At 71.3% G+C, this 24,313-nt stretch carries 25 protein-coding genes; 11 read left to right on the top strand and 14 right to left on the bottom strand.

Annotated features, from left to right (window positions below; translation table 11 throughout):
- Positions 1–31 precede the first annotated feature (31 nt).
- On the top strand, positions 32–1,522 hold the full coding sequence (locus ABZ877_RS19590) for an MDR family MFS transporter (protein ID WP_361072485.1): 1,491 nt from the start codon (positions 32–34) through the stop codon (positions 1,520–1,522).
- Here the strand turns inward: ABZ877_RS19590 and ABZ877_RS19585 are convergent.
- On the bottom strand, positions 1,469–1,882 hold the full coding sequence (locus ABZ877_RS19585) for a hypothetical protein (protein ID WP_361072482.1): 414 nt from the start codon (positions 1,880–1,882) through the stop codon (positions 1,469–1,471). The two genes, ABZ877_RS19590 and ABZ877_RS19585, sit on opposite strands and share 54 nt — an antisense overlap.
- A gap of 129 nt (positions 1,883–2,011) precedes the next feature.
- Between ABZ877_RS19585 and ABZ877_RS19580 the strand changes: the two genes are divergently transcribed.
- Positions 2,012–2,647 (top strand): ATP-binding protein, encoded by a 636-nt coding sequence (locus ABZ877_RS19580; protein WP_361072479.1) that lies wholly within the window; start codon positions 2,012–2,014, stop codon positions 2,645–2,647.
- Positions 2,648–2,848: 201 nt separating this feature from the next.
- On the opposite strand, the gene ABZ877_RS19575 is transcribed toward ABZ877_RS19580, so the two are convergent.
- A complete protein-coding gene (locus ABZ877_RS19575; protein ID WP_361072477.1) occupies positions 2,849–3,607 on the bottom strand; it encodes a SigE family RNA polymerase sigma factor in 759 nt (252 codons plus the stop codon).
- Positions 3,608–3,822: 215 nt separating this feature from the next.
- Here ABZ877_RS19575 and afsQ1 point away from each other — a divergent pair, with 215 nt between their 5' ends.
- The 5 genes from afsQ1 (at position 3,823) to ABZ877_RS19550 (ending at position 7,560) form a co-directional block, all read left to right on the top strand.
- On the top strand, positions 3,823–4,500 hold the full coding sequence (gene afsQ1 / locus ABZ877_RS19570) for a two-component system response regulator AfsQ1 (protein WP_161300939.1): 678 nt from the start codon (positions 3,823–3,825) through the stop codon (positions 4,498–4,500).
- Positions 4,497–6,062, top strand: a complete 1,566-nt coding sequence (locus ABZ877_RS19565) for a HAMP domain-containing sensor histidine kinase (protein WP_361072474.1) — start codon at positions 4,497–4,499, stop codon at positions 6,060–6,062. The genes afsQ1 and ABZ877_RS19565 overlap by 4 nt, the downstream gene beginning before the upstream one ends.
- On the top strand, positions 6,059–6,661 hold the full coding sequence (locus ABZ877_RS19560) for a hypothetical protein (RefSeq protein ID WP_361072471.1): 603 nt from the start codon (positions 6,059–6,061) through the stop codon (positions 6,659–6,661). Before ABZ877_RS19565 ends, ABZ877_RS19560 begins: the two co-directional genes overlap by 4 nt.
- 76 nt (positions 6,662–6,737) lie before the next feature.
- The gene (locus ABZ877_RS19555) at positions 6,738–7,280 is read left to right on the top strand and encodes a VanZ family protein (RefSeq protein WP_361072468.1); all 543 of its coding nucleotides are present in this window, start codon (positions 6,738–6,740) and stop codon (positions 7,278–7,280) included.
- Between the two features lie 79 nt (positions 7,281–7,359).
- Positions 7,360–7,560 (top strand): PspC domain-containing protein, encoded by a 201-nt coding sequence (locus ABZ877_RS19550; RefSeq protein ID WP_361072465.1) that lies wholly within the window; start codon positions 7,360–7,362, stop codon positions 7,558–7,560.
- A gap of 80 nt (positions 7,561–7,640) precedes the next feature.
- On the opposite strand, the gene ABZ877_RS19545 is transcribed toward ABZ877_RS19550, so the two are convergent.
- Both ABZ877_RS19545 and ABZ877_RS19540 read right to left on the bottom strand, forming a co-directional pair.
- Positions 7,641–7,994 (bottom strand): ATP-binding protein, encoded by a 354-nt coding sequence (locus ABZ877_RS19545; protein WP_361072462.1) that lies wholly within the window; start codon positions 7,992–7,994, stop codon positions 7,641–7,643.
- Between the two features lie 207 nt (positions 7,995–8,201).
- Complete coding sequence (locus tag ABZ877_RS19540) at positions 8,202–9,338, bottom strand: adenosine deaminase (protein ID WP_361072459.1); 1,137 nt, start codon at positions 9,336–9,338, stop codon at positions 8,202–8,204.
- 135 nt (positions 9,339–9,473) lie between these two features.
- On the opposite strand from ABZ877_RS19540, the gene ABZ877_RS19535 reads away from it, so the two are divergent.
- The gene (locus ABZ877_RS19535; RefSeq protein WP_361072456.1) at positions 9,474–10,232 is read left to right on the top strand and encodes an alpha/beta hydrolase; all 759 of its coding nucleotides are present in this window, start codon (positions 9,474–9,476) and stop codon (positions 10,230–10,232) included.
- On the opposite strand, the gene ABZ877_RS19530 is transcribed toward ABZ877_RS19535, so the two are convergent.
- On the bottom strand, positions 10,222–11,166 hold the full coding sequence (locus ABZ877_RS19530) for a LysR family transcriptional regulator (RefSeq protein WP_361072453.1): 945 nt from the start codon (positions 11,164–11,166) through the stop codon (positions 10,222–10,224). The genes ABZ877_RS19535 and ABZ877_RS19530 overlap by 11 nt on opposite strands.
- A gap of 62 nt (positions 11,167–11,228) precedes the next feature.
- On the opposite strand from ABZ877_RS19530, the gene ABZ877_RS19525 reads away from it, so the two are divergent.
- Positions 11,229–12,524, top strand: a complete 1,296-nt coding sequence (locus ABZ877_RS19525; protein ID WP_361072451.1) for an MFS transporter — start codon at positions 11,229–11,231, stop codon at positions 12,522–12,524.
- 149 nt (positions 12,525–12,673) lie between these two features.
- Complete coding sequence (locus tag ABZ877_RS19520) at positions 12,674–13,654, top strand: sigma-70 family RNA polymerase sigma factor (protein WP_361072448.1); 981 nt, start codon at positions 12,674–12,676, stop codon at positions 13,652–13,654.
- On the opposite strand, the gene ABZ877_RS19515 is transcribed toward ABZ877_RS19520, so the two are convergent.
- Positions 13,562–13,945: an STAS domain-containing protein gene (locus ABZ877_RS19515; RefSeq protein ID WP_361072445.1), complete on the bottom strand. Its 384-nt coding sequence runs from the start codon at positions 13,943–13,945 to the stop codon at positions 13,562–13,564. The two genes, ABZ877_RS19520 and ABZ877_RS19515, sit on opposite strands and share 93 nt — an antisense overlap.
- 127 nt (positions 13,946–14,072) lie before the next feature.
- Here ABZ877_RS19515 and ABZ877_RS19510 point away from each other — a divergent pair, with 127 nt between their 5' ends.
- Positions 14,073–15,005, top strand: coding sequence for an AEC family transporter (locus ABZ877_RS19510; protein WP_361072442.1), 933 nt, complete (start codon positions 14,073–14,075; stop codon positions 15,003–15,005).
- 1 nt (position 15,006) lies between these two features.
- Here the strand turns inward: ABZ877_RS19510 and ABZ877_RS19505 are convergent, their stop codons facing one another.
- The 8 genes from ABZ877_RS19505 to ABZ877_RS19470 all read right to left on the bottom strand — a co-directional run bounded on the left by ABZ877_RS19505 (position 15,007) and on the right by ABZ877_RS19470 (position 24,299).
- Positions 15,007–15,498, bottom strand: coding sequence for a Uma2 family endonuclease (locus ABZ877_RS19505; RefSeq protein ID WP_361072439.1), 492 nt, complete (start codon positions 15,496–15,498; stop codon positions 15,007–15,009).
- An 81-nt stretch (positions 15,499–15,579) separates the two neighbouring features.
- Positions 15,580–16,857 (bottom strand): thymidine phosphorylase, encoded by a 1,278-nt coding sequence (locus ABZ877_RS19500; protein ID WP_361072436.1) that lies wholly within the window; start codon positions 16,855–16,857, stop codon positions 15,580–15,582.
- Positions 16,858–16,967: 110 nt separating this feature from the next.
- A complete protein-coding gene (locus ABZ877_RS19495; protein WP_361072433.1) occupies positions 16,968–17,375 on the bottom strand; it encodes a cytidine deaminase in 408 nt (135 codons plus the stop codon).
- Entirely contained in the window at positions 17,372–18,640 is a 1,269-nt protein-coding gene (locus tag ABZ877_RS19490; RefSeq protein ID WP_361072430.1) for an ABC transporter permease, read from the bottom strand. Before ABZ877_RS19490 ends, ABZ877_RS19495 begins: the two co-directional genes overlap by 4 nt.
- The gene (locus ABZ877_RS19485) at positions 18,640–19,764 is read right to left on the bottom strand and encodes an ABC transporter permease (protein ID WP_361072585.1); all 1,125 of its coding nucleotides are present in this window, start codon (positions 19,762–19,764) and stop codon (positions 18,640–18,642) included. The genes ABZ877_RS19490 and ABZ877_RS19485 overlap by 1 nt, the downstream gene beginning before the upstream one ends.
- A 5-nt stretch (positions 19,765–19,769) precedes the next feature.
- Positions 19,770–21,425 carry an ABC transporter ATP-binding protein gene (locus ABZ877_RS19480; RefSeq protein ID WP_361072582.1) on the bottom strand — a complete coding sequence of 552 codons (1,656 nt, stop codon included), beginning with the start codon at positions 21,423–21,425 and terminating at the stop codon, positions 19,770–19,772.
- A 548-nt stretch (positions 21,426–21,973) separates the two neighbouring features.
- Positions 21,974–23,026, bottom strand: coding sequence for a BMP family ABC transporter substrate-binding protein (locus ABZ877_RS19475; RefSeq protein WP_361072427.1), 1,053 nt, complete (start codon positions 23,024–23,026; stop codon positions 21,974–21,976).
- Positions 23,027–23,237: 211 nt separating this feature from the next.
- Entirely contained in the window at positions 23,238–24,299 is a 1,062-nt protein-coding gene (locus tag ABZ877_RS19470) for a BMP family ABC transporter substrate-binding protein (protein WP_361072424.1), read from the bottom strand.
- Positions 24,300–24,313 lie beyond the last annotated feature (14 nt).

Below are 24,313 nucleotides of genomic sequence, written 5' to 3'. Positions count from 1 at the left end.
TCACCCACGTATCGCGTCCGAAGGGGGAGGCATGCGCACACGTACGGAACAAGAGGCGCCCGGGGCGCCGTCGCGACTGGTGATCGCCGGGCTGCTGCTCGGCATCGTGCTCGCCACGCTCGACGGCACCATCGTCGGCACGGCCCTGCCGGTCGTCGTCGACGACCTGGGCGGCCTGGACCGGCTGTCCTGGGTGGTGACGGCGTACCTGCTGACCACCGCCGTCTCCACGCCCCTGTGGGGCAAGCTCGGCGACCTCTACGGCCGCAAGGGCGGCTACCTGGCCTCGATCGCCCTGTTCCTCGTCGGCTCCGCGCTGTGCGGACTCGCGCGGGACATGGGGCAGTTGATCGCCTTCCGGGCCGTGCAGGGGGTCGGCGCGGGCGGCCTGTTCGTCGGCGCGCTCGCGCTCATCGGGACGCTGCTGACCCCGGCGGAGGCGGCCCGCGCCCAGTCGCTGATGGCCGTCCTGCTGCCCGGCTCCATGATCGGCGGGCCGCTCCTCGGCGGCTTCCTCACCGACCAGTGGGACTGGCGGTGGGTGTTCTACGTGAACATCCCGGTCGGCGCCGTCGCCCTCGCGATCGTCGGGGCCGGTGTCCGGGTCCGTACGGAACGGGTCCGGGCCCGCGTCGACGTGGCGGGCGCCGCCCTCCTCACCGCCGCGATCCTCGCCCTCACCCTGCTCGCGAGCTGGGCGGGCACGACGTACGCGTGGACGTCACCGCGGATCATCGCGCTCGCCCTGGTCTCGGCGGCGGCGCTCGCGGCGTTCGTCCGGGCCGAGCGGCGCGCCGCCGAGCCGGTGATCCCGCCGCGCCTGTTCCGCGACCGGAACTTCACCCTCGCCCAGGTCCTGAGCTTCACCTCGGGGGCCGCCATGCTCGCCGCCGCCAGTTACCTGCCGCAGTACATGCAGCTCGTCCGGGGCCGCTCGGCGACCCAGAGCGGACTGCTGCTGCTCCCGCTGATGCTGGGCATGATGGCCGCCCAACTGTTCATCGGGCGCAGGGTGGGCGCGGGCGGACGGTACCGGGCCTATCCGATCGCGGGTGGCGCCCTGTCCACGTCGGGCGCGCTCGCCCTGCTGGTGCTCGACACCGGGACGGCCATGTGGGCGGCGTCGGCCCTGACCCTGCTCCTGGGCGCCGGGCTCGGCTGTCTGATGCAGCCCGCGATGCTGATCACCCTGAACAGCGCGGAACCCCGCGACCTGGGCGCGGCGAGCGGCACCCAGACGCTGCTGCGGACGGTCGGCGGTTCGCTCGGCGTCGCCGTGCTCGGCTCGGTCTTCGCGGGGCGGGTGCGGGAGGGCGCGGGTCCGGCGGTGTTCCGGTCGAGCGTCGTCGAGGGGCTGCACGGGGTGGTGCTCGGCACGGCGGCGCTGTGCGCGGTGGCGTTCGCCGTCGCGTGGGCGGTGCGCGAGACACCGCTGCGCACGCGCCCCGCCCCGGCCGCCGGGGCGGCGTCAGCCCGGCAGCACGCCCGTCGCGGTCCCGACGAGCGGCAGCTCGGAGAGTGAACTGCCCGAGGTGATCGGCCCGGTGAGCAGCGCCGTGCTGACCGGCTTGAAGTCGGCGAGCTGAGCGCCCACCGCGTTGTCCAGCGGGTCGGCGCCGGTCCCGGCCAGCGGGTCGAGCTGGAGGTTCTTGACCGGGCCGAGCCCGTGCGTCGTCGAGGCGGTCAGCGCCTGGGTGACGACCTGCACGGGCATGCCGAGGCCGCTGGCGGCGTCCGGGGCGGGCGCGGGCGCGGCGCTCGCGGTCACGGCACCCGCCCCGACCACCGCGCCGGCGGCCGTCACGGTCAGCCCCGCGCGCAGCAGGGCGCGCCGGGTGCCATGGGTCGTCGTCGGGTTCTTGCGCGCTGCGTGTCGAGCCATGATCTCTCCGCCTGAGCCGGTTACTTGTGTGTCATCACAGAACCACGAAGAGTAGTTGAACGTGTCGCCTGCCACATCCTCACCACGCGGGCTCGGTCCCGACGCGTCCATGCCGCACACTGTTCTCTCGTGAGTTCGCATCCTCCGATACCGACCCGGGTCGTCCTGCTCGCAGGGCCCTCCGGCTCCGGCAAGTCGTCGTTCGCCGCCCGCTCCGGGCTCCCCGTGCTCTGTCTCGACGACTTCTACAAGGAGGCGGGCGATCCCACGCTGCCCCTGGTGCCGGGGAGTTCGGACATCGACTGGGACTCCACCGAGTCCTGGGACATGGAGGCGGCGCTCGCCGCGATCGTGGAGCTGTGCGAGAAGGGCCGTACCAACGTCCCCGTCTACTCCATCGTCACCAGCGCACGGGTGGGCGAGACGGCGCTCGACATCGAGCGCACGCCCCTGTTCATCGCGGAGGGCATCTTCGCGGCGGAGATCGTGGAGCGCTGCCGCGACCTCGGCGTCCTCGCCGACGCCCTCTGCCTGCGCGGCCGCCCCTCGACGACGTTCCGCCGCCGCCTCCTGCGCGATCTGCGCGAGGGCCGCAAGTCGGTCCCGTTCCTCCTGCGCCGTGGCTGGCGCCTGATGCGCGAGGAGCGCGGCATCGTCGCCCGCCACGTGTCCCTGGGCGCCCACGCCTGCGACAAGAAGGAGGCAATGGGCCGCCTGACAGCAGCAGCAGCGGGCCGCAGAGTGAAGGCACGGGCGACGTCATAGCGCCCAGGGGCGCGGGGAACTGCGCGAGCAACCACATACGGCCGGCACCCGCGACAAAACCCGTAGCTCTACGGCGCAACGGCGCACAAAAGGCGACGGGACCAGCAAGGCCCCCGGCCCCCTGGTCCCGCCTGTTCCCCCCAATCACCCCGCTCCCCCAAGCGGGGCCCCCGTTACCCCCCGATCCCCCCGGAGGGCACCTCAGGCGACAAGCTCCCCGAAGCTCTCCTCCAGATCCCGGCCGAAGCTCAGGACCTCGTCATCCCGCAGCCGCCGCAGCGACCGCCAGATGCTCGACTTCACCGTGCCGACGCTGATGTCCAGGATCTCGGCGATCTCCGGGTCGGTACGGCCCTCGTAGTAGCGCAGCACGAGCATGGTGCGTTGCAGCTCGGGCAGGCGGGCGAGCGCCTGCCACAGGACGGCCCGCAGCTCGGTGCCGCGCATCGCGTCCGTGTCGCCGGCCGTCTCCGGCAGCTCCTCGGTCGGATACTCGTTGAGCTTGCGGCGACGCCACGCGCTGATGTGCAGGTTGGTCATGGTGCGGCGGAGGTAGCCCCCGACCGCCGCTTTGTCGCTGATCCGGTCCCAGGCGCGGTACGTCGAGAACAGCGCGCTCTGCAGCAGGTCCTCGGCCTCGAACCGGTCGCCGGTCAGGTGGTAGGCGGTTGCGTACAGGGAGGCGCGGCGTTCCTGCACGTAGGCCGTGAACTCGGCCTCCGATAGCGATGTACGCCGCTCCCCCGGTGCCTCCCTGTACGCGGCTCCCCCGTGAGCGACCCCTTCGGTCACCGTCTCCGGCGCGTCAACCACCGTCATGTACACGGTGTGCTGACGCCCGGCGCCGCGAGCGCACCCCCGCCCGCTCACGGCACCGGACTTCTCGTGACGCTCGCCTCGGCCCAGATCGTGCAGGCGCGTGACAACTGCGGTTGATGTGGTGCTGTGCAGCGTGTTCATCTCGCGCCCCCCGTCGTGGAGTCCGTTACGTCCGTCATTCGGTCCTTGCTTCATCGCGTCCTGCTGTGCGATGTCCAAAAGCTTGCCGGGGGGACTTCATGGCGGTGTCCGTCGACTGTCACAGACCTGTCACAGGGGTTCCGGCTGTGCGGGTCGGGTGTGGGAGGCCCGCACCCGGTCGAACTAAAGGCCTGTCATGGGCCAGAATGGCGGCTGTGCCTTCCCTGTTGCTGATCGAGGACGACGACGCCATCCGCACGGCCCTGGAGCTGTCTCTGACGCGCCAGGGTCACCGGGTGGCCACCGCTGCCACCGGTGAGGACGGTCTGAAGCTGCTGCGTGAGCAGCGGCCCGATCTGATCGTCCTCGACGTGATGCTGCCCGGCATCGACGGGTTCGAGGTGTGCCGTCGCATCCGGCGCACGGACCAGTTGCCGATCATCCTGCTGACCGCGCGCAGCGACGACATCGACGTGGTGGTGGGCCTGGAGTCGGGGGCCGACGACTACGTGGTCAAGCCGGTCCAGGGCCGGGTCCTCGACGCCCGTATCCGCGCGGTGCTGCGCCGCGGCGAGCGGGAGGCCAACGACGCGGCGTCGTTCGGCTCGCTGGTGATCGACCGTGCGGCGATGACCGTCACCAAGAACGGCGAGGACCTCCAGCTCACCCCGACCGAGCTGCGCCTCCTGCTCGAACTGAGCCGGCGGCCGGGGCAGGCGCTCTCCCGCCAGCAGTTGCTCCGCCTGGTGTGGGAGCACGACTACCTGGGTGACTCGCGGCTCGTGGACGCCTGTGTGCAGCGGCTGCGCGCCAAGGTCGAGGACGTGCCGTCGTCGCCGACGCTGATCCGTACCGTGCGCGGCGTGGGCTACCGGCTGGACTCGCCTCAGTGACCGATCCGCACGACACGTCCCGTGGCCTGACCGCGGCGAAGAGAGCGATACCGGCCGGGCTGCGCTTCACGAGCCTGCGCCTGCGGCTCGTGGTGGTGTTCGCGCTGGTCGCGCTGACGGCCGCGGTCTCCGCGTCCGGGATCGCGTACTGGCTCAACCGCGAGGCCGTCCTCACGCGCACCCAGGACGCGGCGCTCAGCGACTTCCAGCAGGAGATGCAGAACCGGGCGGCGGTGCTGCCCGAGCACCCGACGCAGGGCGAGCTGCAGCACGCGGCGAACCTGATGGCGGACAGCAGCCAGCACTTCAGCGTCCTGCTCATCGACACGGACGAGAACGGCCGGCGCGTGGTCGGCAACTCGGACCTCGACGCGTTCACGGTCGCCGACGTGCCGCGCTCCCTGCGGGCGGCGGTGGACAAGAAGCAGCCGGTCACCGCGAACAACAAGCACCCGTACCACCTGTACTGGCAGCGGATCACGCGCGGCGACACCCCGTACCTGGTGGGCGGCGCGCAGGTGAACAACGGGCCGACCGGCTACATGCTGAAGTCGCTCGAACCGGAGGCCAAGGACCTCAACTCGCTCGCCTGGTCGCTCGGGATCGCGACGGCGCTGGCGCTGATCGGCTCCGCGCTGCTCGCGCAGGCCGCCGCGACGACGGTGCTGAAGCCGGTGCACCGGCTCGGGGTCGCGGCGCGCAGGCTCGGCGAGGGCAAGCTCGACACGAGGCTGCGCGTCTCGGGCACGGACGAGCTGGCCGAGCTGTCGCGGACGTTCAACAACGCGGCGGAGAACCTGGAGAAGAAGGTCGCGGACATGAGCGCGCGGGACGAGGCCTCGCGCCGGTTCGTCGCCGACATGTCGCACGAGCTGCGGACGCCGCTGACCGCGATCACCGCCGTCACCGAGGTCCTGGAGGAGGAGCTGGACGCCGAGACGGGCTCCGTCGATCCCATGATCGAGCCGGCCGTCCGGCTGGTCGTCAGCGAGACCCGTCGCCTGAACGACCTGGTCGAGAATCTGATGGAGGTCACCCGCTTCGACGCGGGCACCGCCAAGCTCGTCCTCGACACCGTCGACATCGCCGACCAGATCACCGCCTGCATCGACGCCCGCGCCTGGCTCGACGCCGTCGAGCTGGACGCCGAGCGCGGCAACCTCGTCCGGCTCGACCCGCGCCGCCTCGACGTGATCCTCGCCAACCTCATCGGCAACGCCCTCAAGCACGGCGGCTCCCCGGTGAAGGTGTCCGTGCGCCGGGAGTCCGGCGCGGGCGGGGAGCTGGTCATCGCCGTGCGCGACCACGGGCCCGGCATCCCCGAGGACGTCCTGCCGCACGTCTTCGACCGGTTCTACAAGGCGAGCGCCTCCCGGCCCCGGTCGGAGGGGAGCGGCCTGGGCCTCTCCATCGCCCTGGAGAACGCCCACGTCCACGGCGGTGAGATCACCGCCGCCAACCACCCCGACGGCGGCGCCGTGTTCACGCTGCGGCTCCCGGTGGACGCCGCGAGCGAGGGTGACGACGCCGAGAACTCCCAGGAAGGCGGTGTCGTCACATGAGGCAGCGGGGACGGCTGTGGGGGCTGCTCGGGCTCACGGCGGTGCTCCTGTCCGGCTGCGGGATACGGCCCACGGAGGTGCCCACCGAGTTCGGCGCGGCGCCCACGCGCGTGGGCTGCGCGATGTCCCGCACGGAGGGCGTGCGGGCGCAGGCGGCCGGTCAGTTCGGGGTGCAGATCTACCTCGTCTGCACGTCACAGCTCGTGACGGTCGACCGTACGGTGACCGTGCCGCACGACCGGACCTCCGACCGCGTCGGTGTCGCCCGGGAGCTCCTGGCGCAACTGGCCGGACCGCTGTCGGGCAAGGAGAAGCAGGCCGGGTACACCACGGACGTCGGCTCCCGGACCAAGGTCTCGGGCCCCCGCGCGGGCGACCCGGCCGACGCGCTGCGCCTGAACGTGCCGCCGGACGACCTGTCGCCGTACGCCCTGGCCCAGATCGTGTGTACGTTCGCGAACAGCAAGGTGGCGGTGGACGGCGAGGACCGGGTGGCCCTCGGCGGCCCGGGCGACGACCCGCTGCGCGGCTACGAGTGCACGGACGCGGTGAAGGCCCGGCCGGGCATCGCACCCGCCCCGGCCGAGACGGTGGGCTGAGCGCGTCCCGTGACGTGACTCAGCTCATCGTGGTGCCCCCGGAACCGATCCTCCCACCGGGGGCGTCTTCGGGGGCGTGCAGCGTCACAGCTCGGACGGTCACGGGACCGTCATCCGCTTCCGTACGGCAGGGCTCGTCCTCCTGGCCGCGCATCTCCTCCTCGTCGCCTGGGTGACGCTGCGCCCGCTGGACGTGCCCTGGGTCAGCCCCGCGAACCTGCGCCCCTTCGCCTCCATCCGGGCCGATGTGGCGCTCGGCTGGGAACACGGCGTCCGGTGTGTCGGCGCCGGTCTCGCGCTGCTCGCCCCGCTCGGTGTGCTGCTGCCGCTGGCGGGCGGCCGGCTCCAGGTGTCCCCCTGGGGTTCGCTCGTGCGTACGGTCGCGGCCGGGGCGCTGATCTCGCTCGCCATCGAGCTGCTCCAGACCGGGGTGCCCGGCCAGGTCGTCAACATCGACTCGCTGCTGCTCAACACGGTGGGCGTGGCCCTCGCGCACCTCGCCGTGGTGCCCGCGCTGCGGGCCAGGATCCGCCGCAGGAACCAGGCGCGTCCCCTCCCCCAGCAGGAGCCCGCTCAGGGTCCGACCCCGACGATTCCCAGGGTCGGCGTCGCCCCGTGAGCTGATGCCTCGCCCAGCTCATCGCCGTACCTTCGAATACGTAAGCACCACACAACGAAGGTTCGCGAAGGAGCCCCCTATGACCGCCCTTGCCCGCCCCACCGACGGCCGGATGATCGGCGGAGTGTGCGCAGCGCTGGCACGGCGCTTCGGCACCTCCGCGACCACGATGCGCGTGATCTTCCTGCTCTCGTGCCTGCTGCCGGGGCCGCAGTTCCTGCTCTACATCGCGCTGTGGGTGCTGCTGCCGAGCGAGAACAAGGCCCGCCAGGCCTGGTGACCTGAGGCCACGGACGTACGAGGAAGGGGCGCACCCCGCGAGATCGCGGGGTGCGCCCCTTCCTCGTGTGGCGTGCCGGGTCAGCCGAGGGCGGGCAGGCTGCCACCGACCGGGAGGCCCTTGGTGGGCAGCGAGTTGGTGGGCAGGCCGCCGAGCAGGTCGCCGACCGGGTCACCGTTCTCCAGGAGCTGCTGCGCCACGGGCTGGACGGTGGTCAGGCCGTTGTTCACGGCGCTCTGCGCACCGTGCAGGGCCTCGGGGCCGCCGACGGGCAGCGAGCCGGCCGCCTGGTCGAGGGGGAGGCCTGAGGTCAGGCCGGTGACGGTCCCTGCGACGTCCGGGAGGGAGGCGGCACTCGCGGCACCGGCACCGGCGACGGCGAAGGCGGCACCGAGGGCGGCGACACCGAGGGTCTTGGCAGCAGACTGCTTCATGGGGTCCTTTGTTCCTTGTTCTGGGGGACGCGGTTCCGTTACCGGCAAACACGCGAGATCACCCCGGAGTTACTACCGACCCTCGTCGAAGACCCGGCGCCACCCTGCTGACCGGATGGGGAAACCGCAGGTCAGACAGGGAGGCGAGCGGAGTCAACACGGGACGGCGACAGCCCGCTCGCCGTCAACCCCGTGTTGACCTGGCGCTTAACGGAAAAGCCACTCCGAGCGCAGTTCGGCGTAGCGCGGCTTGACGACGTCGTTGATCATCGCCAGGCGCTCGTCGAAGGGGATGAAGGCCGACTTCAGGGCGTTCACGGTGAACCACTCGAAGTCGGTGAGGGTGTAGCCGAACGCGTCGGCCAGGTGCTCGAACTCGCGGCTCATCGACGTACCGGACATCAGGCGGTTGTCCGTGTTGACGGTGACGCGGAACCGCAGCTTGCGCAGCAGCCCGATCGGGTGTTCGGCGTACGAACTGGCGGCGCCGGTCTGGAGGTTGGACGTCGGGCACATCTCCAGCGGTACGCGCTTGTCCCGGACGTAGCTCGCGAGGCGGCCGAGCTTGACGGTGCCGTCGTCGGCGACCTGGATGTCGTCGATGATGCGCACGCCGTGGCCGAGGCGGTCGGCGCCGCACCACTGGAGGGCCTGCCAGATGGAGGGCAGGCCGAACGCCTCACCGGCGTGGATCGTGAAGTGGTTGTTCTCGCGCTTGAGGTACTCGAACGCGTCGAGGTGGCGGGTGGGAGGGTAGCCCGCCTCGGCACCCGCGATGTCGAAGCCGACGACGCCGAGGTCGCGGTAGCGGTTGGCGAGTTCGGCGATCTCCAGGGCGCGGGCCGCGTGGCGCATCGCGGTGAGCAGGGCGCCGACGCGGATGCGGTGGCCGTTCTCCTTCGCGCGGCGCTCGCCCTCGCGGAAGCCCTCGTTGACCGCCTCGACGACCTCTTCGAGGGTCAGGCCGCCTTCGAGGTGCTGCTCGGGCGCGTAGCGGATCTCGGCGTAGACCACGCCGTCCTCGGCCAGGTCCTCGGCGCACTCGGCGGCGACGCGGAAGAGGGCGTCGCGCGACTGCATGACGGCGCAGGTGTGCGCGAAGGTCTCCAGGTACCGCTCCAGGGAGCCGGAGTCGGCGGCCTCGCGGAACCACAGGCCGAGCTTGTCCGGGTCGGTCTCCGGCAGGTTCTGGTACCCCTGCTCGCGCGCGAGGTCGACGACGGTGCCGGGGCGCAGGCCGCCGTCGAGGTGGTCGTGCAGGAGGACCTTGGGGGCGCGGCGGATCTGCTCCGGGGTCGGCACCTGGGGGCTGTCGGGGCGGGACACGGTGGGCTGGCTCGTCATTGCGGCACTCTAACTCCTACGCGCGTAGATCGCGCCGGTCCGGCGGGAGAAAGTGCTGAGAAAGTGATCCGTCGATACGTAACAGTGACCCCACGGACGGGTGGCGTACATCGGTGGTTCTGACACTGTTCTGTCATGCAGCAGCAAGCGACGCCGGTGCGTGAGGCCAGGCTCGGCAAGGCGAACGGGCCCGTGCCAGGGGCGGTGGGCGGCGTGGTGCTGCTGCTGCCCGCGGGCGAGGAGACGTCCACGCGCAAGCCCTCCCCGCTCACGGCCGCGTTCCTGCGGCCCCTCGCGCGCAGGCTCGCGCGCTGCGGCCGGGAGGAGGGCCTGGTCACCCATGTCGTGCACTACCGCGGGCGCGGCTGGAACGGGGCGCAGGCCGAGACCGCGCGGGACGCCGAGTGGGCGGCGGACGAGGTGGTGCGCCGCTACGGCGACGTGCCGATCTGTCTGGCGGGGGTCGACATGGGCGGCCGGGCGGCCCTGCACGCGGGCGGGCACACCGCCGTCGAGTCCGTCCTCGCGCTCGCGCCCTGGCTGCCCGAGGACGACGTGGCCCTCACCCCCGAACCGGTGAAGCAGCTCGCGGGGCGGCGGGTGCTGATCGTGCACGGCACCGACGACCGGCGCACGGACCCGGAGCTGTCGTTCCGGTTCGCCGAGCGCGCGAAGAAGGCCAACCGGGACGTATGCCGCTTCGAGGTGCACTCCGACGGGCACCGGCTCGCCCAGCACCGCTCCGAAGTGACCGCGCTGGCCGTGGACTTCGTGCTCGGTACGTTGTTCGGGCACCCGTTCTCACGGCCCTTGCAGGACGCGCTGGCGGCGCCGCCGCCGCTGGGGCTGCGGATGCCGCTGGCCGCGGGGTTCGGGGAGTCGCTCAACCAGTAGGTCCAGCGGGCTCCGGGAGCAGCTTGCCGCGCCTGGAGAGCAGGAACTTCTTGAACGCCGCCACCGGAGGCGTGTCCGGGTGGCCCTCCAGCCAGGCCACGCCGATCTCGCGGACCGCGCGCTGCCCGGTGACCGTCAGCTCGACGACGCCCGGACGCGGTACGGCCGGTGGCGGCAGGAGCGCCACGCCGAGCCCGGCCGCGACGAGGCCGCGCAGCGTCTCCGCCTCCTCGCCCTCGAAGGCGACCCGGGGCGTGAACCCCGCCTCCGCGCACAGGTCGTCGGTGATGCGGCGCAGCCCGTAGCCGGGTTCCAGCGTCACGAAGGACTCCTCGGCGGCCTCCGCGAGCCGGACGCGTCTGCGCCCGGCGAGCCGGTGGTCCTCGGGGACGACCAGGCGCAGCCGCTGCTCGTCCAGGCGGCGGGCGACGAGGTCCGGGGCGTCCGGCACCGGCGAGGTCAGGCACAGGTCGAGCTCGCCCGCGCGCAGCTTCTCCAGCATCGCCTCGCCGTAATTCTGCACGAGGCTGAAGCGGACGCGCGGGTGGTCCGCGCGGAAGGCGCGCAGCAGGCCGGGCACCGTCTCCGTGCCCATGGTGTGCAGGAAGCCGAAGGCGACCTTGCCGGACTCGGGGTCGGCGTCGGCGCGCACGGACTCGGCGGCCTTCTCGACCTCGCCGAGCGCCCGCTCGACCGACGCGAGGAAGGTGCGGCCCGCCGGGGTGAGGGAGACGGTGCGGCCGTGGCGGGCGAACAGGTCGACGCCGAGGTCCTTCTCCAGGCGCACCATCGCGCGCGAGAGCGTCGACTGCGGGACCTGCATCTCGTGCGCCGCGCGCGTGACGTGCTCGGTGCGGGCGACCCCGGCGAAGTAGGCGAGGCGCGGCGCGAGAAGCCGGACAATGTCCTCGTCTTGCCTGTGCTGATGCTCCATGGGAACGATTATGGGGCGTTCATGCATTGGACGCATGAATCATGGAGTCCTACGGTGACGGCATGCCTGCTGCCAGTAGCCGGGCGGCCGCCTCCACGGACGCGGTCGCCGCCGAAGCCGATACGTCCCCCGCCGACACGCGCCTGGCTCCGGGCGGGCCCGGCTACCGCCGCATGAGCTTCGCCCTCTTCCTCGCGGGCGTCGCCACCTTCGCCCTGCTCTACTCGACGCAGGCGCTGCTCCCCCTCGTCTCCGACGACTTCGGGGCGAGCGCGAGCGCGGCGAGCTGGACGGTCTCCGGCGCGACCGGCGCGCTCGCGCTGTGCGTTCTGCCGCTGAGCGCCCTGTCCGAGCGGTTCGGGCGGCGCACGCTGATGACGGCGTCCCTGACGGTGGCCGTCACGGTCGGGCTCCTGGTCCCCTTCGCGCCCAGCCTGGGCGTCCTGATCGCCCTGCGCGTGCTGCAAGGCGCGGCCCTCGCCGGTCTTCCCGCCTCCGCGATGGCCTACCTCGCCGAGGAAGTACGGCCGAAGGCCCTGGTCAGCGCCATCGGGCTGTTCGTCGCGGGCAACTCCATCGGCGGCATGAGCGGGCGCGTCATCGGCGGCTGGATCGCCCAGGAATGGGGCTGGCGCGTGGCCGTCGGCACGATCGGCGTCATCGCCGTGGTGTGCGCCGCCGCGTTCCGGCTGCTGCTTCCCGTGCCGGGCCACTTCACGCCGGGCTCGCTGCGGCCCCGCGCGCTGGCCAGGACGGTCGGCAACCACCTCGCCAACCCGCTCCTGCGCCGCCTGTACGTGATCGGCGCGCTGTTCATGCTGGTCTTCGGCGCGGTCTACACGGTGATCGGCTACCGGCTCACCGCCGCCCCGTTCTCCCTGCCGCAGGGCATCGTCGGCTCGATCTTCCTCGTCTACCTCGTCGGTACGGTGTCGTCGGCGGCGGCAGGCCGCCTTGTCGCGCGGCTCGGGCGGCGCGGCACGCTGTACCTGGCGGCCGGCACGACGACGGCGGGCCTCGTCCTCGCCCTCGTACCGCACCTCCTTGTCGTGCTCCTCGGGCTCGTGCTGATCACGGCCGGGTTCTTCGCCGGGCACGCCACGGCGTCGTCGTCCGTCAGCCACACCGCGGCCCACGGCAGGGCGCAGGCGTCCGCGCTGTACCAGTCCGCGTACTACATCGGCTCCAGCGTCGGCTCGGCCGTCGGCGCCCTCGCCTTCCACGCGGGCGGCTGGGCGGGCACGGTCGGACTCGGTGTCGTGGCCGTGCTCGGCGTCGTGACAGTCACTCTGTGGGGCTCGTACGCGGCACGGGTCCAGGGCCGCCGTACGGCGACGGGAACGGTCGCCGCACGCTGACCGCCGCCCGACTTCCGCCCCAGACGTTGCGTCAACGGCCCTTGGACCTGCGCTTATCGCCGGTCCGGGGGCCGTTGTCAGTGGGCTGCGGTAGCTTGCGGAGTGCTGGGGCTCACAGCGATTCACAGCGGCGATGGGGGCGTTGGACGATGAGCGACACCGCGACGAAGGCCGAACTCGACGACCTGGAGAAGTACCGGGTCGAGCTGACGGGGTACTGCTACCGGATGCTCGGCTCGGCGTTCGAGGCCGAGGACGCCGTGCAGGACACGATGGTGCGGGCCTGGCGCAGCTTCGACAAGTTCGAGGGCCGCTCCTCGCTCCGCTCCTGGCTGTACCGCATCGCGACGAACGTGTGCCTGGACTCCCTCCAGGCGGGCAACAAGCGGGCCAGGCCGATGGACCTGACGGCGGCGGCGCCGCTCGCGCAGGCCGCGCTGACACCGCGCCCGGACCATGTGTGGCTGGAGCCGATGCCGGACGCGCGCGTCCTGCCGACGGTTCACGACCCCGCGGAGGCGGCGGTGGCCAAGGAATCGGTGCGGCTCGCGTTCGTCGCGGCCCTTCAGCAACTGCCCGCCAAGCAGCGGGCGGTGCTCATCCTCCGCGAGGTCCTCGCATGGAAGGCGAGCGAGGTCGCCGAACTGCTCGACACCTCGGTCGCCTCGGTCAACAGCGCGCTCCAGCGGGCACGGGCCACGCTCGCGGACGCGCCGCCCGCCGACTCGGCGACGGCGGACACGCTCGACGAGGAGCAGCAGAAGCTCCTCGCCCGGTACGTGGCGGCCTTCGAGGGCTACGACATGAAGGCGCTCACGGCGCTGCTCGCCGAGGACGCCGTCATGACGATGCCGCCGTTCGACCTGTGGCTGCGCGGCGCCGACGACATCACGGGCTTCATGACGACGATCGGGCACGAGTGCGCGGGCTCGCGTCTGCTTCCGGTGTCGGCGAACGGGACACCGGCGTTCGCCCACTACAAGCCGGACCCGGACAGCGGCGGGTACGTCCCGTGGGCGATCCAGGTCCTGGAGATCTCAGAGGGCCGGATCGCCGGTTTCCACTGCTTCCTGGACCTCAGCAAGCGGTGGTTCCCCCTCTTCGGCGTCCCCGAGCGGCTGCCCGCCTGAGCCGTCGCCGTCCTCCAGCCCCAGCGCGTCGGCGAGCCCGGACATCCGGAGCAGCAGGGCGAGCGCGGGGGACGGATCACGCAGCCTGATCCGTCCCCCGGCCCGCCGTGCGGCGAGCTGCATCCGGGCGAGGGCGTCGACGGTGACGAGGTCGGCGCTGGTGACGCCGGAGACGTCACAGACGACGGTCGGCGCGCGGGCGTCCCGCACGCGGTCGCACAGGGCGGAGGCGTCGCCGGGGCGGATCGGCCCGGCGACGACCACGACAGGAGGGAGCGAGTATTCGGCCACGCAGAGAAGGACCCCGCGTCCGGCCGGAATTCATCGCCGCCCAGGGGTGCCGGTGTGGCGTGGGCTGGGTCACGTTGCGGCAGATCGGCGTTGACCTGCGGTTCCTTGCCGTCCGAGGGTGGGTCCCGTGCAAGGGGTTCTCAACGGTTTCGCGGTCATCGCCCTCGTCATCGCGGTCGGCTATCTCATCGGGCGGCGCGGCCATCTGGGCGAGAACGGCCGTGAGGTCCTGACGAAACTGGCCTTCCACGTGGCCACCCCGGCCCTCCTCTTCACCATGCTGTCCAAGGCGGACCTGTCCCTGATCCTCTCGCCGAGCCTGCTCGTCACGGCGCTGTCGACGGCAGCGACGGCCGGGGTCTTCGTCGCGGTGGGGGTCGTACGCGGCTGGGGCGTCGGCCGGACGACGGTCGGCGCGCTGTGCTCGTCGTACGTGAACTCGGGGAATCTCGGCATCCCGATCGCGGTGTACGTACTGGGCGACGCGTCACTCGTGGCGCCCGTGCTCCTGTTCCAGCAGATCGTCGTGACACCCGTCGCGCTGACGATCCTGGACCTGGCGGAGTCGGAGTCGTCGGGGACGCGGCAGTCATGGGGGCAGCGGCTGCTCACCCCGTTCCGGAACCCGATCGCGATCGGCGCGCTGTCCGGAGTCCTCGTCTCCGCGACGGGCCTGACGGTTCCCTCTCCCGTCCTCGACCCGCTGGAACTGATCGGCAACATGTCGGTCCCGGCGATCCTCATCGCGTTCGGCATATCGCTGTGCGGGAGCGCCTGGCCGGGCGGGCGGGGTGCGGACCGGGTGCCGGTGCTTCTGTCGACGGCCCTGAAGGCGGTGGGGCAGCCGGTGGCGGCGTGGGCCCTTGCCGCGCTCGTCTTCGGCCTGCGCGGAGAACGCCTCCTGGACGTGGTGGTGACCTCGGCACTTCCGGCGGCCCAGAACCTGTACGCGTACGCGAGCCGCTACGGGGGCGCCGAGCGGCTGGCCCGGGAGTCGATCCTGCTGTCGACGATGGCTTCGGTGCCGGTGCTGGTCGTGGTGGCGGCGTTGCTGGGGTGACTCAAGGGGTGGGCCAGTCGTCTGTGCTGATGGTGACCTCGAAGGGTGCGGGGAGCTCGACGGCGGCGCCGAACGCGGTCTCCGCCAGCACGCTGTAGGCGCCGTCACGCGGTTCGCCGTAGAGCGTCACGGTCGGGCCGCCCGGGGCGAAGCGGTCGACCAGGAGGTACAGCGGGATGCCCGCGGCGGCGTAGGCGTCACGCTTGATCACCCGTTCGTGCCGGGCGTCGGAGCGCGACGTGATCTCCACGGCCAGCTCGGCGTGGGCAGCCGGCGCGCGGGACCCGCCGATCCGGGGCCCCTTCCCGGGGACGACGAGCACGTCGGGCAGGTACATGCCTCCATGGGACGGAACGGCGAGGGGCAGCCACTGGTGGATGCCCCACTCGGCGGGAACGGCCCGGTGCAGCGCCTTGTGCAGATCACCGGCGATGAAGTGATGCGGGGGCGCGGCCGACGGCGCCACCGTGACCACTCCCCCGGTGACCTCCACCCGGCTGCCCTCGCGAACGGGACCGGCGGAGGTCCGTCGATCCCGTTCACCCGTACGAGAAACCCCCAGTTCAAAGAGGCGTCAGCCGATACGTTCCAGCACGATCGGGCCCGCCGAGAAGTCCGTCCCCGTGGGCGCGATGTCGTACGAGCCCTCCACCGACTCCAGCGCGTACGCGAACCGCTCGGGCGTGTCCGTGTGCAGGGTGAGCAGGGGCTGGCCCTCGGTCACGGCGTCGCCGGGCTTCGCGTGGAGTTCGACGCCCGCCGCCGCCTGGACCGGGTCCTCCTTGCGGGAGCGGCCCGCGCCGAGGCGCCAGGCGGCGAGGCCGACGCCCATCGCGTCGAGGCGGGTCAGGACGCCGGAGGACGGGGCCGTGACGACGTGGGTCTCGCGGGCCGTGGGGAGCGCCGCGTCCGGGTCGCCGCCCTGGGCCGCGATCATCCGGCGCCAGACGTCCATCGCGGAGCCGTCGGCGAGGGCCTTCGCCGGGTCGGCGTCCTTGAGGCCCGCCGCGTCGAGCATCTCGCGGGCGAGGGCGAGGGTGAGTTCGACGACGTCGGCGGGGCCGCCGCCCGCGAGGACCTCGATGGATTCGCGGACTTCGAGGGCGTTGCCCGCGGTGAGGCCGAGCGGGGTGTTCATGTCCGTCACGAGGGCGACGGTCGGCAGGCCGTGGTCGGCGCCCAGGCCGACCATCGTGCGGGCGAGTTCGCGGGCCTGCTCCAGCTCCTGCATAAAGGCGCCCGTGCCCACCTTCACGTCGAGGACCAGCGAGCCCGTCCCCTCCGCGATCTTCTTCGACATGATCGAGGAGGCGATGAGGGGGATGCAGTCCACGGTCGCGGTGACGTCGCGGAGCGCGTAGAGCTTCTTGTCGGCGGGGGCAAGGCCGCTGCCGGGTGCGCAGATGACGGCGCCGACGTCCTCCAGGGTGCGCATCATCTCCTCGTTGGAGATGTTCGCGCGCCAGCCGGGGATCGACTCCAGCTTGTCGAGGGTGCCGCCGGTGTGGCCGAGGCCCCGCCCCGAGAGCTGCGGCACGGCGGCGCCGCACGCCGCGACCAGCGGGGCGAGCGGCAGCGTGATCTTGTCGCCGATGCCGCCGGTGGAGTGCTTGTCGGAGGCGGGGCGCGGCAGGACCGAGAAGTCCATCCGCTCACCCGAGTTGATCATCGCGGCGGTCCAGCGGGCGATCTCCGCGCGGTCCATGCCGTTCAGGAAGATCGCCATGGCCAGGGCGGACATCTGCTCGTCGGCGACCTCGCCGCGCGTGTAGGCGTCGACGACCCAGTCGATCTGCGCGTCACTGAGCCGCCCGCGGTCCCGCTTCGTACGGATGACGGAGATGACGTCCATGGCACTTCCTTCCGGTAGCCGACCCACAACACAGGTACGAGCGCCGACTCTACGCGCATAGAAACGGCGGAGTAAGACGGCCCCGCCAACTCGGCGGGGCCGTCCGGTACTTACGGGTTGTTCAAGTGCTCCGGGCCGAACGCGTCCGGCAGCATCTCGCCGAGCGGGCGCACCCCGGATGCGGTCTCCAGGAGCAGCTCCCGGCCCCCGAACTCGTACAGGAGCTGGCGGCAGCGGCCGCACGGCATCAGGATCTCGCCCTTGCCGTCGACGCAGGTGAAGTGCGTCAGCCGGCCGCCGCCGGTGAGCTGGAGCTGGGAGACGAGTCCGCACTCGGCGCACAGGCCGAGCCCGTACGAGGCGTTCTCGACGTTGCAGCCGGTGACCGTGCGGCCGTCGTCGACGAGGGCCGCCGCGCCGACCGGGAAGCCCGAGTACGGCGCGTACGCGGTCGCCATGGCCGCGCGGGCGGCCTCCCGGAGCGCGGCCCAGTCGAAGGCGTCGGTCGCGGTCGTCACTTGCCCTGTCCCTTCCGGTACGGCTGGCCGTCCGCCTTCGGCATCCGCAGGCGCTGGGCCGAGAAGGAGAGGACGAGCAGCGTGACGACGTACGGCGTGGCGGTGACGAGCTGCGTCGGCACGTCGTCGGTGGTGGCGTACCAGGCTGCCATGCCCGCGGCGGCGACGGCGCAGACGACACCGGCGACGTACTTCTTCTTCACGACCATCCAGACGGCGCCGATGACCAGGAGCAGGGCGACGAGCAGGAGGAGCGCGTGGACGTTCTCCGTGCCACCGCGCAGCTTGAGGCTGTCGGTGTAGCCGAACAGGCCGGCGCCGAGGGCGAGTCCGCCCGGCATCCAGTTGCCGAAGATCATCGCGGCGAGGCCGATGTAGCCCTTACCGGCGGTCTGGCCCTCCAGGTAGAAGGGGTTGGCGACGATCGACAGGAACGCGCCGCCCAGTCCGGCGAGGCCGCCGGAGATGATGACGGCCAGGTACTTGTACTTGATCACGTTGACGCCGAGCGACTCGGCCGCGACCGGGTTCTCACCGCAGGAGCGCAGGCGCAGACCGAACGCGGTGCGCCACAGCACCCACCAGGTGACCGGGATGAGCGCGACCGCGACGATCGTCAGCGGCGACAGGTTGGTGACCAGGCCGCCGAGGAGCCCCGCGATGTCGGAGACGAAGAACCAGTGCTTCTCGTTGAGCGTGGTCAGCCAGTCGGAGAGGCCGGGGACCGTGATCGTGCCGAGCGAGTCGACCGGCGGGGACTGCTTGGTGGTGCCGCCCTCGACGCCCTCGAACGTGAAGTTGGAGAGGTAGCGGGTGACGCCGAGCGCGAGGATGTTGATCGCGACACCGGAGACGATGTGGTTCACGTTGAAGGTGACGGTGACGACCGCGTGGAGCAGGCCGCCGAGCGCGCCGCCGACGATGCCGAGGAGTACGCCGACCCAGGGGCCCCACTGGTAACCGGCCCAGGCGCCGAACCAGGTGCCGAGGATCAGCATGCCTTCGAGGCCGATGTTGACGACGCCCGCGCGCTCGGCCCACAGGCCGCCGAGACCGGCGAGGCCGATCGGCACGGCGAGCTGGAGGGCCGTCGCCATCTGGCTGACGTTGGTGATGCCGTTCGCGTCGGTGACGAGGCGGACGAGCGAGGTGAGTGCCAGGACGCCCGCGATGACGAGCATCAGGACCGGCAGGGACAGCTTGCCCCGGGCGCCCTTGGCGGGCGGCGAGGCGGGCTTCTTGTCGAGGACCGTAGCCGTGCTCATCAGGCAGCGACCTCCTTCTTGAGTTCGCTGGTGTTCTCACCGGCTGCGGCGGCGAGTTCGATGCCGACCCGGCGCTGCTGGCGGCGCTGGCCCCAGACCCGTACGGCCTCGTAGGAGACGACGACCGCGATGGTGATGATGCCCTGCATGATCACCGCGATCTCCTTGTCGTAGCCGCGCAGGTCGAGTTCCTGCGAGGCCTTCTCCAGCCAGGAGATGAGGAGCGCGGCGAAGGCGATGCCGACCGGCGAGTTGCGGCCGAGCAGGGCGATGGTGATGCCCTGGAAGCCAATCGTCGTCGGGAAGGTGAGGGAGTACGTGTGCGTGTCGCCGAGCAGGAGCGGCAGACCGGCGAGGCCCGCGAGGGCGCCCGAGACGAGCATCGCGGTGAGCACCATGCGCTTGGCGTCGACGCCGGACGCGGCGGCGGCCGACTCCGAGGCGCCGGTGGCGCGCAGGTCGAAGCCGAAGCGGGTGCGGTTGAGGACGAACCAGTACGCGACACCGAGCAGCGCGGCGATCACGACGAAGCCGTAGATCTCGCCGACGCCCTCACCCATGTTGATGCCGGGGAACCAGCCCGACTCGTGCATGATGCCGGTCGTCTTGTTGTTGCCGACCTGCACGCCGAAGACCTCGGGCAGGTACAGGTAGCCGATGAGGCTGGACGCGATCGAGTTCAGCATGATCGTCGCGACGACCTCGCTGACGCCGCGCGTCACCTTCAGGATGCCCGCGATACCGGCCCACATGGCGCCGGTCAGCATGGCGACGAGGATGAGCAGCGGGATCTGCGCGAAGCCCGGAAGGGCCACCTTCGCGCCGACGATCGCGGCGACGACGGCGGCGAGCCGGTACTGGCCGTCCACACCGATGTTGAAGAGGTTCATGCGGAAGCCGATGGCGACCGCGAGCGCGGCGAGGTAGTACATGCCGGCCTGGTTGATGATCAGGACCTGCACGTCCGAGAACGTCGCCTGCTCGAACATGATGCTGTACGGCTCGATCGGGGACTTGCCCGAGGCGAGCAGCACGATGGAGGTGAGCACCACGGCGGTGAGGAGCGCGATGACCGGCCCCGAGACGCCGAGGAGCAGCCGCTCCTTGTCGAACTTGTTCTTCATGGCCATCAGGACTCGTCCTTCGACTGCCGCGCCGCGTCCGCATCCGCTGCCGCTGCTGCTTCTTCTTCTACGTGTTCCAGGTGGCCGGAGGCCGCGCCCGTCATCGCCGACCCCAGCTCCTCCGGGGTGATCGTGGCCGGGTCGGCGTCGGCGACGAGCCGCCCGCGGTAGATCACGCGGAGGGTGTCGGAGAGGCCGATCAACTCGTCGAGGTCGGCCGAGATGAGGAGGACGGCCAGGCCCTCGCGGCGCGCCTCGCGGATCTGGTCCCAGATCTGCGCCTGCGCGCCGACGTCCACGCCGCGCGTCGGGTGCGCGGCGATGAGGAAGCGGGGCTTGTGGCTCATCTCGCGGCCGACGATCAGCTTCTGCTGGTTGCCGCCGGAGAGGGAGGCGGCGGTGACGTCGATGCCGGGGGTGCGGACGTCGTACTCCTCGACGATGCGGCGGGTGTCCGCCTGCGCCGCCTTGAGGTCGAGGAGGACGCCGCGCGCGTTCGGCTTCTCGGTGACGTGGCCGAGGATGCGGTTCTCCCACAGCGGGGAGTCCAGGAGCAGGCCGTGGCGGTGGCGGTCCTCGGGGATGTAGCCGATGCCCTGCTCGCGGCGCTTGCGGGTGGCCCAGGAGGTGATCTCCTCGGACTCCAGCTCGATGGTGCCTGAGTCGGCGTGGGCGAGGCCGATGAGCGCGTCGATCAGCTCGGTCTGGCCGTTGCCCTCGACGCCCGCGATACCGAGGACCTCACCCGCGTGGATCGTGAAGGAGATGTCGTCCAGGGCGAGCCGTGCGGTGCCCCGGGCGGTCTCGTCCGCCACCATGCCGGCGGGCGTCATGGAGGTGAGCTGGACCACGCCCTTGTCGGCGACCGTGAGGTTCTTGACCGTGAGCACCGGCCGGTCCGTCACCGTCGACTCGGCGGTCTCCGGCGTCGGCAGTTCGCTGCCCACCATCAGCTCGGCGAGCTGGCGGGGCGTCGTCTCGGCGGGGACGGCCGTGCCGACCGTCGTGCCGCGCCGGATGACGGTGATCTCGTCGGCCACGGAGAGGACTTCACCGAGCTTGTGCGAGATGAAGATGACCGACAGGCCCTCGGCCTTGAGCTCGCGCAGGTTGTCGAAGAGCGCGTCGACCTCCTGCGGGACGAGCACGGCGGTCGGCTCGTCGAGGATCAGGGTGGTCGCACCCCGGTAGAGGACCTTCAGGATCTCCACGCGCTGGCGGTCCGCGACGCCGAGGTCCTCGACCAGGACGTCCGGGCGCACGTTGAGGTGGTAGCGCTCGGAGATCTCCAGGATCTTGCGGCGGGCGCGGGCGCCGATCCCGTACAGCTTCTCGCTGCCGAGGACCACGTTCTCCAGGACCGTGAGGTTGTCGGCGAGCATGAAGTGCTGGTGAACCATGCCGATGCCGCGCGCGATGGCGTCGGCGGGCGAGGAGTACGAGACCGCCTCGCCGTCGATCGCGATGGTGCCCTCGTCCGGCTTCTGCATGCCGTAGAGGATCTTCATCAGGGTCGACTTGCCCGCACCGTTCTCACCGACGAGGGCGTGCACGGTGCCCTTGCGGACGGTGAGGTGGATGTCGTGGTTGGCGACGACGCCGGGGAAGCGTTTGGTGATGCCGGTCAGTTCGACGGCCGGCGGGCTGCTGGACGCGTTGATGGCGCACTCTCCTGGGAGATGGGGGCCTTCTACACGCGTAGAGCCCCTACGGCAGTACGAGATGGACGCGAGTCGGTCGATTCGGGCGAATCGGCTCCGCCGCGAACCGGGTGCGGTACGTCCCGGGGTCGGGATGTGCCGCGGCCCCGCCGGGGCGGGGGGTGGGCTGTCCCGGGGGGCCGGGACGGACCGGCGCCGGGGGTGCCCGGTGCCGGGACTCCCCGGTTCCGGGGGTGCCCGGTGCCGGGACTCCCCGGTTCCGGGGCTGCCCGTGGCCGGGGCTGCCCGTAACCGGGACTGTCCGGTCCCGAGGCTGCCCGGTCCTGGGACTGCCCGATACCAGGACTGCCCATGGCCGGCGCCCCCGGTTCCGGGGCTGCCCGGTGCCGGGTCCCCCGCTGTCGGGGCTGCCCCTGACACGGGTGTGCCGCGCCCGGTGCGAACGGGGTGCGGCTCGTCCCGGGCGGGGAATCGCCGCAGAACGGGGTGCGACTCATCCCGGTCAGAGAATCGCCGCACCCCGTTTCCCGCTCATGTCCGCGTGGTGACTACTTGCTGTTGACCTTGATCTTGCCGCTGGTGATGCCCGCCTCGGCATCCTTCAGCGCCTTCTGCATCGCGTCGTCACCGGAGAACTTCGGGTTGGAGTCGGCCAGGCCGACCTCGCCCGACTTCAGGTCACCGGTGATGACGCCGGTCTCGGGCTTGCCATCCTGGACCGACTTGGCCAGGTTGTACACGGCCGACGCCACATTCTTCGTGGCCGACGTGAGGATGTAGTCCTTGTACGGGGCGAGGGCCTTCTGCGCGTACTGGTCGGAGTCGACACCGATCGCCCAGACCTTCTTCGCGGCGGCGGCCTGGATGACGCCCTGACCGGAGAGGCCGGCCGCGTGGTAGACCACGTCCGCGCCCTTCTCGATCTGCGCCTCGGCGGCCGTCTTGCCCTTGTCGGGGCTGGAGAAGCCGCCCTCGTCGGCGGTCTCGGTCAGGTACTGCGAGACGACCTTGACCTTCTTGTTGGTGTCCGTGACGCCCTGCTTGAAGCCGGCCTCAAACTTGTGGATGAGGGGGACGTCCACGCCGCCCACGAAACCGACCGTGTTCGACTTGGTGGACTTCGCCGCCGCGACACCGGCCAGGTAGGAGGCCTCCTGCTCGCTGAAGACGAGGTCCGCGACGTTGTCCGCCTTGACCGTGGCGTCGTCCACGACACCGAAGGTGGTCTTCGGGTACTTCGCGGCGGCGGCCTTCACGGCGGGCGCGTACGCGAAGCCGATGCCGACGACCGGGTTGTAGCCCTCCTTGGCCAGGGCGACCAGGCGCGCGGTCTTGTCCGCGTCCGTCTCGCCGTCCGTCGGCTCCTGGTCCTCGCCCTTGTAGCCGAACTCCCTCTCGGCCTTCTTCATGCCCTCGTACGCGGCGTCGTTGAAGGACTGGTCACCGCGGCCGCCCACGTCGTACGCGATGGCGATGCCCTTGGACTTGCCGCCGTTCTCCTTGCTTGCGGCGTCGCTGGAGGTGCCGCCACAGGCGGACAGGGAAGCGGCGAGAGCAACGGTCGCAGTACCTGCGAGCGCTATTCGGGAAACCCGGCGCATGGGATGAGCTCCTTGTGTACAAGCACCGACGACGGTCCGGACGGCGCTGGCTTCGCCGCAGATTAACGCGCGTAGAACGCGCATTGAAGACTCTCCGGCAGACCGTTATGCGTCCGTACTGAAAGCGACCTGAATCGATCTTGTACGGACATACGGACGCGCCCCGCCTTCTGGGGGAAGACGGGGCGCGCGCGGGGGGACGGGGCGGTGACTACGGCTTCGACGCGACCGTCACCTTGCCGTCGATGATGTTCTGCTTGGCCTTCTCCACGGCGTCCGCGAGGCCCGGGATCTCCTTGAACTTCGGGTTCGTGTCGGTGATGCCGACGCCGCCCGCCTTCAGGTCGAAGCGGGTCACGCCCGAGAGCGGCTTCTTGTCGTGGACGGATTTGGCCAGCTCGTAGACGGCGCGGCCGACGTCCTTCGTGGCGGAGGTCAGGATGTAGTCCTTGTAGGCCGCCAGCGGCTTCTGGTTGTACTGGTCGGAGTCGACGCCGATCGCCCACACCTTCTTCGCGGCGGCGGCCTGGATGACGCCCTGACCGGAGAGACCCGCCGCGTGGTAGACCACGTCCGCGCCCTTCTCGATCTGCGCCTCGGCGGCCGTCTTGCCCTTGTCCGGGCTGGAGAAGCCACCCTCCTCGGCGGTCTCGGTCAGGTACTGCTTGACGACCTTGACCTTGCTGTTCGTGTCCTTCACGCCCTGGACGTAACCGGCCTCGAATTTGTGGATGAGGGGGACGTCCACGCCGCCGACGAAGCCGACCGTGTTCGACTTGGTCGCCTTCGCGGCGGCGACACCGGCCAGGTAGGAGCCCTGCTCCTCGCTGAAGACCAGGTCGGCGACGTTCTTCGCGTTGATCGTCGAGTCGTCGATGATGCCGAACGTCGTCTTCGGATACTTCGCGGCGGCGGCCTTCACGGCGGGCGCGTACGCGAAGCCGACCCCGATGACCGGGTTGTAGCCCGACTTCGCGAGGGAGCTGAGGCGGGCGATCTTGTCCGCGTCGCTCTCGCCGTCGCTCGGCTCCTGGTCGTCGCTCTTGTAGCCGAACTCCTCGTCCGCCTTCACCATGCCCGAGTACGCGGCGTCGTTGAAGGACTGGTCGCCGCGGCCGCCCACGTCGTAGGAGATCGCCATGCCCAGGTTCTTCTCCTTGGCCTCGTCGCCCGCCTTGTCGGCGCTGGTGCCGCCGCAGGCGGTGGCGGCGAGGGCGAGGCCGGTGACGGCCACCGCGACGTGCGTGAGCCGGGACGTACGAGATCGACGCATGATGGACCGCTCCT

This window comes from Streptomyces sp. NPDC046939, assembly GCF_040644575.1.
Lineage (GTDB): Bacteria > Actinomycetota > Actinomycetes > Streptomycetales > Streptomycetaceae > Streptomyces.
Note: the sequence above shows the minus strand (reverse complement) of the source record. Positions and strands in the feature narration are given on the sequence as shown.